We start from the raw sequence: 15,676 nt of genomic DNA on the forward strand, positions 1-15,676 counted from the left end.
CCCGCTTCGTGGTTGATCCTTCAGCCGCTGTCGCCCCACGGGCCGTGGAAGGCTCCCTTGGCATCGATGCGCTCGAAACCATGCGCACCGAAGAAATCACGCTGCGCCTGGATCAGATTGGATGTGCCGCGGCCCTGGCGGTAGCTGTCGAAATAGGCCAGCGCCGAAGACATTGCCGGCATCGGCAATCCGGCCTCGGCCGCGCGCGCCAGGATGCGTCGCAGCGATGGATGCGCTTCCTTCATCATGTCGATGAATGCCGGCGCCATCAAAAGGTTCGGCAGCGTTCCGCTTTGCTGGAACGCCTCGGCCAGCGTGCCGAGGAACTGCGAGCGAATGATGCAGCCGGCCCGCCAGATCTTGGCGATGGTGGGCATTGGCAGCCGCCAGTCGAATTGCTTCGAGGCTGCGTCCATTACCGCAAAGCCCTGCGCATAGGCGGCAATCTTGCCGGCGAACAGTGCGAGTTCCAGGTCGCGCAAGATGGCCTGCCGGTCGCCCGAGAATTTCGGCAGGTCGGAGATGGCATAGGCCTTTTCGGCCGCCAGCCGCTCGTCCTTGAGCGAAGACAGGATGCGTGCCGAAACCGCCGCTTCGATCGCCGTTGCCGAGACGCCGAGCGTCTGGGCCTCGATCGCCGACCATTTGCCGGTGCCCTTCTGGCCGGCGCGGTCGAGGATCATGTCGACCATCGGCTTACCGGTCTGCGGATCGTCGGCGGCGAGCACCTTGCCGGTGATCTCGATGAGGTAGGAGTTCAGCCGGCCCTTGTTCCATTCGTCGAAGACGGCGCCGATCTCCTTGGGCTGCATACCGAGCCCGTCACGCAACACGCCGTAGATTTCGGCGATCATCTGCATGTCGGCATATTCGATGCCGTTATGGATGGTCTTCACGAAATGGCCGGCACCGTCCGGCCCAAGCCAGGCGGCGCAGGGCTCGCCCTCATACTTTGCCGAAATGTCGGTCAGCACTTTCTCGACGCGCGCATAGGCGTCGCGCGGGCCGCCGACCATGATCGAGGGACCATGGCGCGCGCCTTCCTCGCCGCCGGAAACGCCCATGCCGATGAAGGTGAGGCCTGAATCCTTCAGCTCCGAGAAGCGGCGGATCGTATCGCGGAAATTGGCGTTGCCGGCATCGATGACGATGTCGCCGTCCGAAAGCACGCTGCGCAGCGCCGCGATCTGTTCGTCGACGGCCTGGCCGGCCGCCACCATGATGATGATCGCGCGCGGCGGCCGAATCGATGCCGCCAGGTCCTGCAGTGTCGTGCAAGGCACGATCATCTCGCGCAGATTGCCTGCGGCCTCGAAGAACTCTCCGGTGCGCGAGGTGGTTCGGTTGAAGACGGCGACCGGATGGCCCTTTTCGGCTATGTTCAGCGCCAGATTGGAGCCCATCACGCCAAGGCCGATCAGGCCGATTTCGGCTTTTTCCATTACAATGTCCCGCTGAGTTGTGACTAAAATCCAATCTCCCCCCAAAGAGAGATGATTGCCCCGCACCGCGGTCGCGTCAACCTGTCGCTGTGCGATTGCCGAATAGTGATCGAGCGCAGCGGATGCCGAGGTGTCGGCGGAGATCGTTAAGGTGCCGCTCAGCTGGCCTTGCGCTTGCGACCGTAGAGTTCGAGCCGGTGATGCACGATGTCGTAGCCCAGCGCTTCGGCGATCTCGTTCTGCAGATGCTCGATGCGGTCGGACTTGAACTCGATCACGTCGCCCGTGTCGAGGTCGATCAAATGGTCGTGATGTTCGCCGCCGGCCTGCTCGAAGCGCGACGGCCCGCCTTCGAAGGCATGGCGATGGATCGCGCCCAGACCCTCCAGTACCTTCATGGTGCGATAGACCGTCGACAGTGAAATGCTGGAATCGACTTCGGCGGCGCGCCGGAAGATTTCCAGGGCATCCGGATGGTCTTCGCAGTGCGTGAGAATCTCCACGATCGCGCGGCGCGGCCGCGTGATGCGCACGCCTGCCTTGCGCAGCATCTTCTCGTAGTCCGGCTTTTGATTCTGCTGCTTTGTCATGGCCCTGAATATGCGCCAGATGACACTCAGTTGCAAAAGATTGTCTAAGGCAAACCCCAATTTTGGGGTGCCGTAAGGCGACCTTTTTCGCGCTTGGGAGAGTGCGGGTTTAGAGACGCCGCGAGCCCGGTCGCAGCGCCCTGTCGGGTGGTGTCGGAGATGCGCCGGTAAGATCAGCCGACGAAGGCGCGCTCGACCACGAAGCTGTTCGGATGGCTAAGCGAGCCTTCCTCGAAGCCCAGGCTTTCGGCCAGTTCCTTGACGTCCTTCAGCATGTGCATCGAGCCGCAGATCATGATGCGGTCGGTCTCGGGATTGAGCTTTTCGATGCCGAGGTCGCTGTAGAACTTGCCCGAGCCGATCAGCGCGGTGATGCGGCCCATATAGGTCGACTCTTCGCGCGTGGTGGTCGAATAGAGCGTCACGCGGCCATGGGTCAGCTCGCCGATCAGCGGGTCTTCAGCCAGTGCCGCCACCAGCTCCTTGCCGTAGGTCAGCTCGGCCACGTCGCGGCAGGTATGGGTGAGATAGACCTGCTCGAACTTCTCATAGGTGTCGGGGTCGCGCAGCAGGCTGGCGAAGGGCGCAATGCCGGTGCCGGTCGAGATCATGAACACCCGCTTGGCCGGGGTCAGCGCGTCGAGCACCAGCGTGCCGGTCGCCTTCGGGCGCAGCAGGATCGTGTCGCCCGGCTGGATCTTCTGCAGATGCTGGGTCAGCGGACCGTCCGGCACCTTGATGGAGAAGAATTCCAGCTCCTCGTCCCAGGCGGGGCTGGCGACGGAATAGGCGCGGAAGACCGGCTTCTCGGCATTGGGCAGGCCGATCATCACGAACTCGCCCGAGCGGAAGCGCAGCGACTGCGGCCGGGTGACGCGGAACGAAAACAGGCGGTCGGTATAATGCTTCACCGAAACCACGGTTTCGGCATGGACATTGGCCGGAATGGGGAAAGCAAGCGGCTTGGCCTCGGCAGTGTTGAGGGCTGCTGTGGTGTTCATGAAAATCCGGCCTTTCACCAGAAGCGGCGCAAAAACTTCACCCCTGGCGAAGCCGGACGATGGCGTCCAAGCGAGCTGCCGCAAATTCCGAAACGGTAGACTGTCGTGCGGCGGATTTATTAGTATGCGAAGCAGATCGGGGTCAAGGCGCCCGCATGGAACAGCCTTCCAAAGTCCCTGCGATCCTTGGTCCCACTTTCCGGTTTTCGGGCGACACCAGCAAAGATCCGGCGCATCGGCTAAATGAGCGTTACCCGGACCGCCTGGACGTCGGAATTTGGCGTCGCTTTTTCAGCAGCAGGCCAGTTGACGAGCGACCCCTTCTGGCCGAGTTTCGGCGCTCTGGTTCGGGTGGAAATGGCATGAGCGAAGAAGCACTGATCGTCATCGACGTACAAAACGACTTTTGCCCGGGCGGCAACCTGGCAGTGGCCGAAGGCGACAAGATCGTGCCGCTGATCAATGAGATGGTCGGACGCTTCGACCATGTGATCCTGACGCAGGACTGGCACCCGGCTGACCACTCCAGCTTCGCTTCAAAACATCCCGGCAAGCAGCCCTTCGAGACCGTCGAGATGCCCTATGGCACCCAGACCTTGTGGCCGGATCACTGCATCCAGGGATCGGGCGGGGCGGCGTTCCATCCGGCGCTGAAATGGACCAAGGCCGAGCTCGTTGTGCGCAAGGGGTTTCGCGCCGGTATCGACAGCTACTCGGCTTTCCATGAGAACGACCGCACGACGCCCACCGGCCTTGCCGGCTATCTGAAGGAGCGCGGCATCGGCAAGATCACGCTGGTCGGCCTCGCCACCGATTTCTGTGTCGCCTATTCGGCGTTGGACGCGGTGAAGCTTGGCTTTGACACGACGGTGCGGCTCGATGCCTGCCGCGCCATCGATCTCGGCGGCTCGCTGGAAACGATGCTGGGCAAGATGCGGGAGGCCGGCGTCAAGCTCGCGTGACGGCGGGCTCGCCGCTGCAGCCCTTGCGTGCAATCCGCCGGTCGTTATTCTCGCCGGCATGACGCTTCGCCCGACATGGCCGCTAGGCCGGACAGCCATGAAGAAGGCCCGCTGATGGGAGGCTATGTCTGTGCCGTCGATGTCGGCACCGGCAGCGCCCGCGCCGGCATTCTCGATGCATCCGGAAACCTGCTCGGTCGCGCGGACCACCGCATCGCCATGCATCAGCCCAAGCCCGGCCATGCCGAGCATGATTCGGAGGACGTCTGGCGTGCAGTCTGTGCCGCCGTGCGTGCCGCCCGCGAAAATGCCGGCGTGGCGGCCGAGGACATAGCGGGCATCGCCTTCGACGCCACCTGTTCTCTGGTGATGCGCGATGTCGAAGGCAAGCAGCTATCGGTTTCGACCAGCGGCGAGGATCGGTGGGACACGGTGGTCTGGCTCGACCATCGCGCCATCGCCGAGGCTGGCGAATGCACCGCGTCCGGGCACCGCGTGCTCGACCATGTCGGCGGCGTGATGTCGCCGGAGATGCAGATCCCCAAGCTGATGTGGCTGAAGCGCCATCTGCCGGGGCAATGGCCTAAAACCGGCTATTTCTTCGACCTGGCCGATTTCCTAGCCTGGAAGGCTTCGGGCTCGCTCGCCCGCTCGCAATGCACGCTTACCTGCAAATGGACCTATCTGGCGCATGAAGCGTCGGGCTGGCAGATGGATTTCCTCAATAAGGTAGCGCTCGGCGATCTCCTGCAGCGCGGAAACCTGCCGCAGCGCGCAAGCCCGGTCGGGACCGATCTCGGGCCGCTCTTGCCGGAGGCGGCGGCAGCGCTCGGCCTCACCACCGCCTGCCGCGTCGGTACGGGACTGATCGATGCCTATGCCGGCGCGCTGGGCGTGCTGGGCGGCTTCGTCGGCGATCTCGCTGGCATCGAGCGGCATCTGGCCCTGATCGCTGGCACGTCCAGCTGCGTCATGGCGATGTCGCTGGAACCGCGCCACTTCGTCGGCGGCTGGGGACCCTATTTCGGAGCCACCCTTGCAGATTGCTGGATGAGCGAGGGCGGCCAGTCCGCCACGGGCGCCTTGCTCGATCACATAATCCGCTGGCACGGCGCAGGCGGTGAGCCGGATGCGGCCGCACACCGCCGCATCGCCGAGCGTGTGGCGGAACTGCGTGCGACGGAAGGCGAAGCCTTTGCATCACGGCTGCATGTGCTGCCCGATTTCCACGGCAACCGTTCGCCGCGGGCCGATCCGCACGCGGTCGGCGTCATTTCGGGGCTGACGCTCGATGCCACCTTCGACAGCCTGTGTCGGCTCTATTGGCGGACGGCCGTCGGCATCGCGCTCGGCATGCGCCACATCCTCGAGACGCTGAACGACAGCGGCTATGTCATCGACACGCTGCACGTCACCGGCGGCCACACCAAAAACCCGCTTCTGATGGAGCTTTACGCCGACGCCACCGGGTGCACCGTCGTCGAGCCGGTCGTCGACGATGCGGTGCTGCTCGGCACCGGCATGGTGGCCGCGCGCGCGGCGGGCCTTTACCCCTCGCTGGCGGCCGCCTGCACAGGCATGCAGCAGACCGGACGCGCGCGCCGTCCCAATCCGGTCAGGCGCGCCAGCTTCGATCGTGACTATCGCGTTTTTCTCGAAATGCACCGCCAGCGGCAGGTGCTCGAAGCGCTGTAGAATTTTCAGAGAATGCCGACAGTATCTGTCGGCAGTGTCGTCTCTGGCTCAACCATTGGCCAAGGTGAAGACTTGTTTCACGCGAGGCTTTGGTTCAAAAAGCGCAAAAGATTCGGAAAGACCATTCCGTTTTTCCGCCAAGAACGAGATCGGCGGTGCGCCATTGTCGCCGCCCGATCCTGAAAGTTAGGAAACATGTCTGCGAATGAAGCCGGCGTCCGCGCGCCGGTAAGTCCTTGGCGCCTCGAATTTCGGGCGATGCTGGCTTTGGCCTGGCCGATGGTGCTGACCAATCTCGGCCAGACAGCCATGACTGCGACCGACGTGATGATGATGGGGCGGCTTGGCCCCGACACGCTCGCTGCCGGCGCGCTGGGCTCGAGCCTCTATTTCGCGCCGCTGATCTTCGGGCTCGGCCTGATCCTGGCGACCTCGCCGATGATCGCGACCGAGCTTGGCCGCAAGCGTCATTCGGTGCGCGACATTCGCCGCACGGTGCGCCAGGGGCTGTGGCTGGCGGTTCTGGTTTGCATCCCGATCTGGGCCGCGCTCTGGCAGGCCGAGAAACTGCTGCTTGCGATGGGGCAGGAACCCGAACTTGCCAGGCTGGCGGGTCATTATGTGCACTGGCTGCAATGGGCCTTGCTGCCCTTCTATGGCTACATCGTGCTGCGCTCCTTTATCTCGGCGTTGGAGCGGCCTGGCTGGGCGCTGGCCATCGTGTTCATTGCGGTCGGCTTCAACGTGCTGGGCAACTGGTGCTTCATGTTCGGCAATCTCGGCTTTTCGCCGATGGGCATTGCCGGTTCCGGACTGGCAACGAGCCTGTCCAGCCTGCTGATGTTCGTCGGCTTGGCGACGGTGGTGACGGTGCAGCCGAAATTCCGGCGCTACCGGCTGTTCGGACGCTTCTGGCGGCCCGACTGGCCGCGCTTCTTCGGCCTCCTCAAGCTCGGCCTGCCGATTGCCGGCATCATGGCTTTCGAGGTCACCATCTTCAACGCGGCGGCAATGTTCATGGGCATGATCGGCGCCGCTTCGCTGGCGGCACATGCGATCGCCATGCAGATCGCCTCGATCAGCTTCATGATTCCGCTGGGTCTCAGCCAGGCGGTGACCGTGCGCGTCGGCCTTTCCCATGGGGCGCGCGACAAGGAAGGCATCAGCCGCGCGGGGTGGACTGCCTTCGTGCTGGGCGTCAGCTTCATGGCGCTGGCGGCGCTATTGATGATTTGCTGGCCGCGGATGCTGATCGGCGCTTTCATCGACCTCGCCGATCCGATCAATACCACCGTGATTGGTCTGGCGGTATCGTTCCTGGTCTTTGCCGGCCTGTTCCAGATCGTCGACGGCGCCCAGGCCGTGGCCGCCGGCATGCTGCGCGGGCTGCACGACACCAAGATCCCGATGATATATGCGGCTGTCGGTTACTGGGGCATCGGCTTGCCGCTCGGCCTGCTTTTGGCATTCCCCTTCGGCATGAATGGCGTCGGCATCTGGATCGGCCTGTCCACCGGGCTGGCGGTGGTCGCGGTGCTGCTGCTCTCGCGCTGGCTGCGCCGCGACAGGCTGGATCTGGCAAGGGCGGGCACTGCCTGATCTGGCACTTTCCGTGCTCGCCGGCTGTCAGGGACGCAACCGTCTTGCCGCTGGGGAATTTTTGTCGGTCCAGCGGCGCATTGATGAGGCAAGTTAGCCGTTTCGATGTTAAGAGGCTGTCGGACAAGCGAAAAGAGGCTCGAAAGGCTCTTGTGAATGACCAAGACGGATATTGCGCGACGCGTCTACAACCATACCTGGAAGTTGGACCCGATCGTTCGCAGCCTGCTTGATACCGACTTCTACAAGCTGCTCATGCTGCAGATGATCTGGGGCATGTATCCCGATGTCGACGTCACGTTTTCGCTGATCAACCGCACCACCTCGGTCAGGCTGGCCGACGAGATCGACGAGCAGGAGCTGCGCGAGCAGCTGGACTATGCGCGTACGCTGCGCTTCACCAAGAAGGAGATGATCTGGCTGGGCGGCAACACCTTCTATGGCCGCAAGCAGATCTTCGAGCCCGAGTTCCTGGCCTGGCTGGAGGATTTCCAGCTTCCCGAATACGAGCTCACCAAGCGCGACGGGCAGTATGAGCTCGAGTTCCACGGGCCCTGGATGTACACCACGCTGTGGGAAATCCCCGCGCTCGCCATCATCAACGAATTGCGCTCGCGCTCGGCCATGCGCCCCTTCGGCCCCTTCGCGCTCGACGTGCTCTATGCGCGCGCCAAGGCCAAGCTGTGGGCCAAGACGGAACGGCTGCGCCAACTGCCGGGCCTAAAGGTTTCCGATTTCGGCACGCGCCGCCGCCACTCGTTCATGTGGCAGCGCTGGTGCGTCGAGGCGCTGAAAGAGGGCATCGGCGAAGCGTTCACCGGCACTTCCAACGTGCTTTTGGCCATGGACACCGACCTCGAGGCGCTCGGCACAAACGCGCATGAACTGCCGATGGTGCTGGCGGCTTTGGCAAACAACGACCGCGACGTGCGCCAGGCGCCCTACAGGGTCCTGCAGGAATGGCAGCGCTACTATGGCGGCAATTTGCTGATCGTCCTGCCGGACACGTTCGGCACCAGCGCGTTCCTGAGCAAGGCACCCGACTGGGTGGCCGACTGGACCGGCTTCAGGCCCGACAGCGCTCCAGCGATCGAGGCGGGCGAAAAGATCATGGCCTGGTGGCGCGAAAAGGGCGTCGACCCGCGCAACAAGCTTCTTATCTTCTCCGACGGCATGGAGGTCGACACGATCGAAGAGGCGTATCACCACTTCCGTGGCAAGGTGCGCGTGTCCTTCGGCTGGGGCACCAACCTGACCAACGACTTCGAGGGTTGTGCGCCGATGGAGACACAGGGCCTCAACGCGATCTCGCTGGTCGCCAAGGTCACCAAGGTGAACGGCCGCGAGGCGGTAAAACTCTCTGACAACCCCGCCAAGGCGACGGGCGATCCCGAGGAGATGAAGCGCTACCTGGGCATCTTCGGCGAAAAGGACCGCGTCGAACACCTCGTCAAGGTGTGAGCCGCTTCGGAATCCGACCGCCCAGTGCGCGGGGACCCCTCGTTAGCAATAGTCCGCTTCCGTTTACACAGGCGGCGCTGTTGTAAACGGAAGCGGATGCCGATCTGGCTTCAAGCTGCTACCGCGGCTGCCGCGCCGTTGCGGGCGAAGGAACTGCCGCTTTCGTTGAAGATGTGCAAATTGTCCGCATCGGCCGTCAGGCGCAGGACGGTGCCGCGCTTGACCATGGCATTGCCGGGCAACTTCGCCACCAGCGGCTGGCCGGTGTGGCCGAGTTCCAGATAGACGAGCTGGACCTCGCCGAGCTGCTCGACATAGTCGACCACGCCTTCGAACAGGAAGTCGCCGCCATTGGCGATGTAGAGGTCTTCCGGGCGCACGCCGAAGCTGATCTTCGCGCCCGCCGTGCCGGCCAGCGTGGCAATCGGAACCTCGACCTTGCGGTCACCGACATGCGAAACCGTCGTTCTCGGCCCCGCCTGTTCGATTTTCGCCGGCAAGATATTCATTGCCGGGGAGCCTATGAACTGCGCCACGAACAGATTGCCGGGGTGGCGATAGAGCTCCATGGGTGTACCGACCTGTTCGACGCGCCCGTCCTTGAGGACGACGATCCGGTCCGCCAACGTCATCGCCTCGACCTGGTCGTGGGTGACGTAGATCATCGTCGTGTTGGGCATGCTTTCCTTGAGCTTGGCGATCTCGATGCGGGTTGCAACGCGCAGTGCCGCATCGAGGTTGGACAGAGGCTCGTCGAACAGGAAGACTTTGGGGTTGCGCACGATGGCGCGACCGATGGCGACGCGCTGGCGCTGGCCGCCGGACAGCGCCTTGGGCAGGCGCTCGAGATATTTCGTCAGCTGCAGGATTTCGGCTGCCTGGCGCACGCGGCGGTCGATCTCGGCCTTGCTTTCGCGCGCGATCTTCATGCCGAAGGCCATGTTGTCGTAGACCGTCATGTGCGGATAGAGCGCATAGGACTGGAACACCATGGCGATGCCGCGCTTGGAGGGCGGCACGTCGTTCACCGTCTCGCCGGCGATCTGCAGGGTGCCGCCGGTGATGTCCTCGAGCCCGGCGATGGTGCGCAAAAGCGTCGACTTTCCGCAACCCGAAGGTCCGACGAAGACGATGAACTCGCCCGATTTGATGTCGAGGTCGATGCCGTGAAGGATGTTGAGGTTGCCATACGCCTTCTTGACGTTCCTCAGCGTGAGATCGGCCACGATTATTCTCCCCTCTGTCTTCGTGATCAGGCGCGCCGCCCGAACCAGGCACCATAGGCGCCAAGCCTGATTGTGCCTGCTTCGGCCTTGCCTGAAAAGCCGTGACCGGAGAAAGGCTGCAGCGCCGCCGATCCGCCAAGCTCGACCACGGCCGGTTGCGAGCCCAGATTGAAGGCGCAGACGATTTCTTCATTACCCTCCCGGCGCGTAAAGGCAACCGTGTCGCCGTGGCTCGGCAGGAAGGCGATGTCGCCCTTGGCCAGTGCCGGGTGCCCCCGGCGGAATGCGAGGAAGCGCCGGTAGTGCTCGAGAAGCGAGTTCTGGTCGCCCATTTGGGTGTCCACAGCCAGGGCCTTGTGCTCGGCCGGCACCGGAAGCCAGGGCTTGGCGGTCGAGAATCCGGCATTCTGTGCCTTGCTCTCCCACACCATTGGCGTGCGGCAGCCGTCGCGGCCCTTGAATTCTGGCCAGAAGCGGATGCCGTAGGGGTCCTGCAGGTCCTCGAAGGAGAGCTCGGCCTCGCCGAGGCCGAGTTCCTCGCCCTGGTAGATGCAGACCGAGCCGCGCAGCGACATCAAAAGCGCGGACAGCACCTTGAGATAGGCCGTGCGGTCGGTCTCGCCTTCGCCCCAGCGCGAGGCGTGGCGCATCACGTCATGGTTCGAAAAGGCCCAGCACGACCAGCCGTCGCTCGCCTCGCGGCCGAAGGTTTCGAGCACGTTGCGCACCTTGGGAGCGCTGATCTTCTCAGGCCCGAGGAAGTCGAAAGAGTAGCACATCTGCACCCGGTGATCGCCGGCGGTGTAGGCGGCAACGATTTCGAGCCCGCGCTGCGCGTCGCCCACTTCGCCGACCGCCGCCGCGGCCGGATATTCGTCAAGGAGTGCGCGGAACCGCTCCAGGAAGCCTAGATTGTCCGGCTGGCTCTTGTCGTAGAGATGGTCCTGGTAGTTGTAGGGATTGACCGAGGGCGCGATGGAATCGTTGCGCTGCTCTTTCGGCAGGGCCGGGTTGTTCTCCAGCCCGACCGAGTGGAAGTAGAAATTGATGGTGTCGAGGCGGAAGCCGTCGACGCCGCGCTCAAGCCAGAAGCGCGTGGCGTCCAGCACTGCGTCCTGAACCGCCGGATTGTGGAAGTTGAGATCGGGCTGCTCGGCAAGGAAATTGTGCAGGTAATATTGCAGCCGGCGCGTATCCCACTGCCAGGCCGAGCCGCCGAAGATCGACAGCCAGTTGTTGGGCGGCGTGCCATCCGGCCTGGCGTCGGCCCAGACGAACCAGTCCGCCTTGGGGTTGTCGTGCGAGGCGCGGCTTTCCTTGAACCAGGGATGCTCGTCGGAGGTGTGGGAGATGACCTGGTCGATCATCACCTTCAGCCCGAGCCGGTGCGCCTCGTCCACCAGCGCATCGAAATCGGCAAGCGTGCCGAACATCGGGTCGACGTCGCAATAGTCCGACACGTCGTAGCCGAAATCCTTCATCGGCGATTTGAAGAAGGGCGAGATCCAGATCGCGTCGGCACCGAGGGAGGCGATGTGCGGCAGGCGGCGGATGATGCCCCGGAGGTCGCCGATGCCGTCGCCATTCGAGTCCTGATAGCTGCGCGGATAGATCTGGTAGATCACCGCGCCGCGCCACCAGTCGCGGTCCACCGCCGGTTCGGGTCGTTCGATCTTGCGTGCGGCTTGCATGGCGGTCAGCCTCCTTTGACGGAGCCCGCGAGCAGGCCGCGGACGAAGTAGCGTTGCAGTGAGAAGAACACGGCAAGCGGCACCAATATGGTGACGAAGGCCGAAGTTGTCAGGATTTCCCAATTGCCGCCGCGCGAGCCGAGCAGGTTGTTGAGCCTGGCGGTCAGCACCATCTGGTCGGCATCGGTGCGCAGGAAGACCATCGCCACGAGCAGATCGTTCCAGACCCAAAGGAACTGGAAGATGGCGAAGGATGCCAGCACGGGGAACGACAGAGGCAACACGATCTTGACGAAAATCTCGAAGTCGCTGGCGCCGTCGATGCGCGCCGATTCCATGATCTCGCGCGGCAGTCCGGCGATGTAGCTCCTGAGCAGGTAGATCGCGAAGGGCAGGCCGAAGCCGGTATGCGCCAGCCAGATGCCGAGATAGGTCTTGGCCGGCACGCCGAAGAAGGCGCCGACGCCGTTGTACATCTTCAGAAGCGGGATCAGCGACATCTGCAACGGCACCACTAGCAGGCCGATGATGGTGGCGATCAGCAGCGCGCGGCCGGGAAAGCGCATCCAGGCCAGTGCATAGGCGGCGAAGGCCGCAATCAGGATCGGGATGATGGTGGCGGGCACGGTCACCGTCAGCGAATTGATGAAGGAGCGGCCGATGCCTTCGGAAAGTAGCACTGTCTTGTAGTTCTCGGCGGTGAAGTCGGGCGGGATCGACGCCGCATAGTAGATGCGCCGGGCGCGATCGCCTTCGAAGGCCACCGGCGAGGACATGACATAGGAGCCGTCGTTATTGACCTGTAGCGTCACGCCGTCGCCGAGATCGGCGACAGAGCCGGCCGGGAATTCGGCCGGCGCCTGCGCCTTGATGCCGAAGGCAGTCAGCGTGCGGCTGTCGCCGGCGCCGAACAGGTTGCCCATGATGAGGAACTTGCCGTCCTTCTCGACCTGATTGGCCGCGCCGCCGAGCCGGCCGGCATCGGTGTGGCTCGCGGTGGTCAGAGCCGTCCACCAGCCCGAGGCGACGATCTGGTCCTTCGCGCGCAGCGACGAGACCAGGATGCCGAGCGTCGGGATCGTCCAGATGATGACGAAGGCGGCAACCGCGATATGGACGCCGAAGCGGCCGAAAAAGGACTTTCCGGGCGAGCGCGCCATCTCAGTGTCCTCCGCCTTCGCGGGTTGCCTGGCGGATGTTCCAGATCATGATCGGCACCACTGCCAGCATGATGACGATGGCGATGGTGGCGCCCCGGCCGTAATCGGTGCCGCGGAACATCCAGTCGAACATCAAGTTTGCCAGCGTGTTTGTGTTCCACTGGCCGTTGGTCATGGTCAGGATGATGTCGAACACCTTCAGCACCAGTATGGTGATCGTGGTCCACACCACCGCAATGGTGCCCCAGATCTGCGGGATCATGATCTTCCAGAAGATCTGGAAGGGGCTTGCGCCATCGATCGTCGCTGCCTCGATGGTTTCTTCCGGAATGCCGCGCAGCGCCGAGGACAGGATCACCATGGCAAAGCCGGTCTGGATCCAGATCAGGATGACCATCAGGAAGAAATTGTTCCAGAACGGCGTCGAAACCCACACCTGCGGATCGCCGCCGAAAAACTGGACGAGCGCGTTGAGGATGCCGATCTGGGTCTGGCCGTCGCCGCGATATTCGTAGACGAATTTCCAGATGACGCTGGCGCCGACGAAGGAGATGGCGAGCGGCATGAAGATCAGGCTCTTGGCGATGGTGCCCCACCAGATGCGGTCGGTTAGAACCGCAATCACCAGCCCGAGGAAGGTGCAGGCGGCGGGCACGACCAGCAGCCACAGCAGATTGTTGAAGATCGCCTGACGGAATTCGCGGTCGCCCAGCGCCCATGAATAGTTGGAGAGGCCGACGAAGCTCTGGCCGCCGCGATCGTGGAACGAATAGTAGAAGGTCGCGATGGCCGGGTAGATCAGATAAACGGTGAGGATGATCAGCGCGGGGCCGACGAACAGCCAGGGCCGGATGTAGCCCTGCCTGCGCAAGTTGTCGATCGCGGCCGCACCCGACACGCCGCGCGAGGGAAAGACGAGGTCGATCAGGCGGTTGGCGCCCCAGAAATAGATCACACAGCCACCCACGCCGATGAGCACCGTTATGATCGCCGAGAGTATCTGTGCCGTCATGGGATCGTTCCCTGTTCAACGGACTGGTTCGTTACGTCACCGGAAGAAATGCCCCCTCATCCGGCCGCGGCGCCTGTCCCCGGGCTTGCCAAAGGCAGACCCCAGGGCGGCCACCCTTCTCCCCGGCGGGGAGAGGGGGGCTGAGCGCAGCGGAGGGCCGGTGAGGGGGCATGGGCGGGAGGATGCCGCCGCTACTTGATCGCGTCCCAACTCTTCTGGATGTCAGCCGCCACGTCCGCCGCCGGCTTGCCGCCGACCAGATCGATCATGCCCGTCCAGAAGGAGCCGGCGCCGATCTTGCCCGGCATCAGGTCCGAACCGTCGAAGCGGAAGGTCGAGGCCGTGGCAAGGATCTCGCCCTGCTTCTTCAGCGCGGCGCTGGCATAGGCGTCGGTGTTGACCGACTTGAACGGGGTGACGAAGCTGCCCTGCGCCATCCAGAGCTCATGCGCCAGCGGCATCTTCAGGAATTCGATGAAGGCGCGCGCCGCCTTCGAATCCTTGGTGATCATCGCCAGCGTGCCGGCGCCCTCGACTGGCGTGCCGAGTTCCGGCTTCGACGCATAGGCCGGGAAGTAGAAAAAGTCCGCGTCCTGGCCGAGCTTGGTGCCTTCGGGGAAGAAGGAGGGGATGAACGACGCCTGATGGTGCAGATAGCACTTCGGCGGCACCGCGAAGAGGCCCTTGGGGCTGTCGCGGAAGTCGGTTGCGGCCACCGCCGCAGCGCCGCCGTCGACCATCTTGTCGTCGGTCGCGATCTTGGCGAAGATTTCGAGCGCATTGACGACGCGTGCGTCGGTGAAGGGGATTTCGTTGGTGGTCCACTTGTCGTAGACATCCGCCGGCTGTGTGCGCAGCATGATGTCCTCGACCCAGTCGGTCGCGGGCCAGCCGGTGGCGCCGCCCGATCCCAGGCCGATGCACCACGGCTTGTGGCCGTCGGCGACGATTTTCTGCTCCAGCTCGGCAAGCTCTTCCTGCGTCTTCGGGACCTTGTAGCCGGCTTCCTCGAAATTGTCGGGCGAGTACCACACCAGCCCCTTCACGTCGGCCTTGTAGGGGAAGGCGAAGAAGCCGGACTTGCCGTCCTTGTCCTTGTAGGTGCCGAGATCGGCCCAGGACTGGCCGGCGGCGTAGTTCTCCTTGATCCAGGCGGCGGTATCGTCACCGAGGGGCGTCAGGAAGCCCTTGGCGGCGAGGTCCTGGATCAGGCCCGGCTGCGGCAGGATGGCGATGTTGGGCGGGCTGCCGGCCTGGGTGTCGATGACGATCTGCTGCTCGTAGTTTTCCGACGACGAGTATTTCAGGTCGACGCCGGTGGCCTCGACGAAATATTCGAGCACGCTGCGCACCAGTGCCTCGTCCTCGCCGCGCCAGGGGCCGAAGATCGTCAGCGTCTCGCCCTTCAGGTCGAACTTCTTGAGGTCGTCAAGGTTCGCCCAGTGGAAGCGGGCGTCTTCGCCCGGCTTGAACTTCAGTTCCGCATGCGCAGGCGCACTGGCGAGCGCGAGTGCGGTCAGCGCTACGCCCAGCAAAAAGCCGTTCTTCATCGATTGTCCTCCCGTTCGGTCATCTCCCCGGACGAACCTCCATTCGTCCCGCCGACACTGCCCCGGGCATTCCGCCTCAAGCGGAACTGCAGCTTCCGAAAGAACTTTCTCTCGAAAGTTTCCAAAGCGCTTTGGCTGACAATATCATCGGCTCGAAACGAGAAACGTGTCAAGCGGCATATTGTACGAATCGATTTAAATCGCGGTTTCCGGTGCATTGCAGCAAGTTTTTAGCGCTGCACCAGCAATTTCCGCTTCTGAAATGCGGCTGTCCGGCCTATTGTGAT

12 protein-coding genes are annotated in these 15,676 nt (G+C 63.4%); 4 read left to right on the forward strand and 8 right to left on the reverse strand.

The genetic code is table 11. The features are described from left to right. Positions 1 to 20: 20 nt before the first annotated feature. The 3 genes from gndA to C7I85_RS08040 all read right to left on the reverse strand — a co-directional run bounded on the left by gndA (position 21) and on the right by C7I85_RS08040 (position 3,033). Positions 21 to 1,442, reverse strand: coding sequence for an NADP-dependent phosphogluconate dehydrogenase (gene gndA / locus C7I85_RS08030; RefSeq protein WP_106723434.1), 1,422 nt, complete (start codon positions 1,440 to 1,442; stop codon positions 21 to 23). Between the two features lie 158 nt (positions 1,443 to 1,600). Continuing rightward, the gene (locus C7I85_RS08035; protein ID WP_106723435.1) at positions 1,601 to 2,032 is read right to left on the reverse strand and encodes a Fur family transcriptional regulator; all 432 of its coding nucleotides are present in this window, start codon (positions 2,030 to 2,032) and stop codon (positions 1,601 to 1,603) included. A gap of 173 nt (positions 2,033 to 2,205) precedes the next feature. Beyond that, positions 2,206 to 3,033 (reverse strand): ferredoxin--NADP reductase, encoded by an 828-nt coding sequence (locus tag C7I85_RS08040; RefSeq protein WP_106723436.1) that lies wholly within the window; start codon positions 3,031 to 3,033, stop codon positions 2,206 to 2,208. Positions 3,034 to 3,395: 362 nt separating this feature from the next. On the opposite strand from C7I85_RS08040, the gene pncA reads away from it, so the two are divergent. The 4 genes from pncA to pncB all read left to right on the forward strand — a co-directional run bounded on the left by pncA (position 3,396) and on the right by pncB (position 8,750). Then, a complete protein-coding gene (gene pncA / locus C7I85_RS08045) occupies positions 3,396 to 3,995 on the forward strand; it encodes a bifunctional nicotinamidase/pyrazinamidase (RefSeq protein ID WP_106723437.1) in 600 nt (199 codons plus the stop codon). Positions 3,996 to 4,109: 114 nt separating this feature from the next. After that, entirely contained in the window at positions 4,110 to 5,690 is a 1,581-nt protein-coding gene (locus C7I85_RS08050; protein ID WP_210203029.1) for an FGGY-family carbohydrate kinase, read from the forward strand. A 195-nt stretch (positions 5,691 to 5,885) separates the two neighbouring features. Beyond that, positions 5,886 to 7,289: an MATE family efflux transporter gene (locus C7I85_RS08055; protein ID WP_106723438.1), complete on the forward strand. Its 1,404-nt coding sequence runs from the start codon at positions 5,886 to 5,888 to the stop codon at positions 7,287 to 7,289. Between the two features lie 156 nt (positions 7,290 to 7,445). Then, positions 7,446 to 8,750, forward strand: a complete 1,305-nt coding sequence (gene pncB, locus C7I85_RS08060) for a nicotinate phosphoribosyltransferase (RefSeq protein ID WP_106723439.1) — start codon at positions 7,446 to 7,448, stop codon at positions 8,748 to 8,750. Between the two features lie 110 nt (positions 8,751 to 8,860). Here the strand turns inward: pncB and C7I85_RS08065 are convergent, their stop codons facing one another. From C7I85_RS08065 to C7I85_RS08085, 5 genes are all read right to left on the reverse strand, one after another. Beyond that, positions 8,861 to 9,976 (reverse strand): ABC transporter ATP-binding protein, encoded by a 1,116-nt coding sequence (locus C7I85_RS08065; RefSeq protein ID WP_106723440.1) that lies wholly within the window; start codon positions 9,974 to 9,976, stop codon positions 8,861 to 8,863. Positions 9,977 to 10,002: 26 nt separating this feature from the next. Next, the gene (locus C7I85_RS08070) at positions 10,003 to 11,667 is read right to left on the reverse strand and encodes an alpha-glucosidase family protein (protein ID WP_106723441.1); all 1,665 of its coding nucleotides are present in this window, start codon (positions 11,665 to 11,667) and stop codon (positions 10,003 to 10,005) included. Positions 11,668 to 11,672: 5 nt separating this feature from the next. Beyond that, positions 11,673 to 12,827: a carbohydrate ABC transporter permease gene (locus tag C7I85_RS08075; RefSeq protein ID WP_106723442.1), complete on the reverse strand. Its 1,155-nt coding sequence runs from the start codon at positions 12,825 to 12,827 to the stop codon at positions 11,673 to 11,675. 1 nt (position 12,828) lies between these two features. Next, positions 12,829 to 13,839: a carbohydrate ABC transporter permease gene (locus C7I85_RS08080; RefSeq protein ID WP_106723443.1), complete on the reverse strand. Its 1,011-nt coding sequence runs from the start codon at positions 13,837 to 13,839 to the stop codon at positions 12,829 to 12,831. Between the two features lie 191 nt (positions 13,840 to 14,030). Then, the gene (locus C7I85_RS08085; protein ID WP_106723444.1) at positions 14,031 to 15,389 is read right to left on the reverse strand and encodes an ABC transporter substrate-binding protein; all 1,359 of its coding nucleotides are present in this window, start codon (positions 15,387 to 15,389) and stop codon (positions 14,031 to 14,033) included. Positions 15,390 to 15,676: the final 287 nt, after the last annotated feature.

It is taken from the genome of Pseudaminobacter soli (ex Li et al. 2025) (assembly GCF_003012705.1).
Classification (GTDB): Bacteria; Pseudomonadota; Alphaproteobacteria; order Rhizobiales; family Rhizobiaceae; genus Pseudaminobacter; species Pseudaminobacter soli.

What these genes read in the sequence shown, in the direction of transcription:
- C7I85_RS08035 (WP_106723435.1), bottom strand. Translation starts at nt 2,032, where the DNA reads ATGACAAAGCAGCAGAATCAAAAGCCGGACTACGAGAAGATGCTGCGC.
- C7I85_RS08050 (WP_210203029.1), top strand. Translation starts at nt 4,110, where the DNA reads ATGGGAGGCTATGTCTGTGCCGTCGATGTCGGCACCGGCAGCGCCCGC.
- C7I85_RS08085 (WP_106723444.1), bottom strand. Translation starts at nt 15,389, where the DNA reads ATGAAGAACGGCTTTTTGCTGGGCGTAGCGCTGACCGCACTCGCGCTC.
- C7I85_RS08055 (WP_106723438.1), top strand. Translation starts at nt 5,886, where the DNA reads ATGTCTGCGAATGAAGCCGGCGTCCGCGCGCCGGTAAGTCCTTGGCGC.
- gndA (WP_106723434.1), bottom strand. Translation starts at nt 1,442, where the DNA reads ATGGAAAAAGCCGAAATCGGCCTGATCGGCCTTGGCGTGATGGGCTCC.
- C7I85_RS08075 (WP_106723442.1), bottom strand. Translation starts at nt 12,827, where the DNA reads ATGGCGCGCTCGCCCGGAAAGTCCTTTTTCGGCCGCTTCGGCGTCCAT.
- C7I85_RS08080 (WP_106723443.1), bottom strand. Translation starts at nt 13,839, where the DNA reads ATGACGGCACAGATACTCTCGGCGATCATAACGGTGCTCATCGGCGTG.
- C7I85_RS08040 (WP_106723436.1), bottom strand. Translation starts at nt 3,033, where the DNA reads ATGAACACCACAGCAGCCCTCAACACTGCCGAGGCCAAGCCGCTTGCT.
- pncA (WP_106723437.1), top strand. Translation starts at nt 3,396, where the DNA reads ATGAGCGAAGAAGCACTGATCGTCATCGACGTACAAAACGACTTTTGC.
- pncB (WP_106723439.1), top strand. Translation starts at nt 7,446, where the DNA reads ATGACCAAGACGGATATTGCGCGACGCGTCTACAACCATACCTGGAAG.
- C7I85_RS08070 (WP_106723441.1), bottom strand. Translation starts at nt 11,667, where the DNA reads ATGCAAGCCGCACGCAAGATCGAACGACCCGAACCGGCGGTGGACCGC.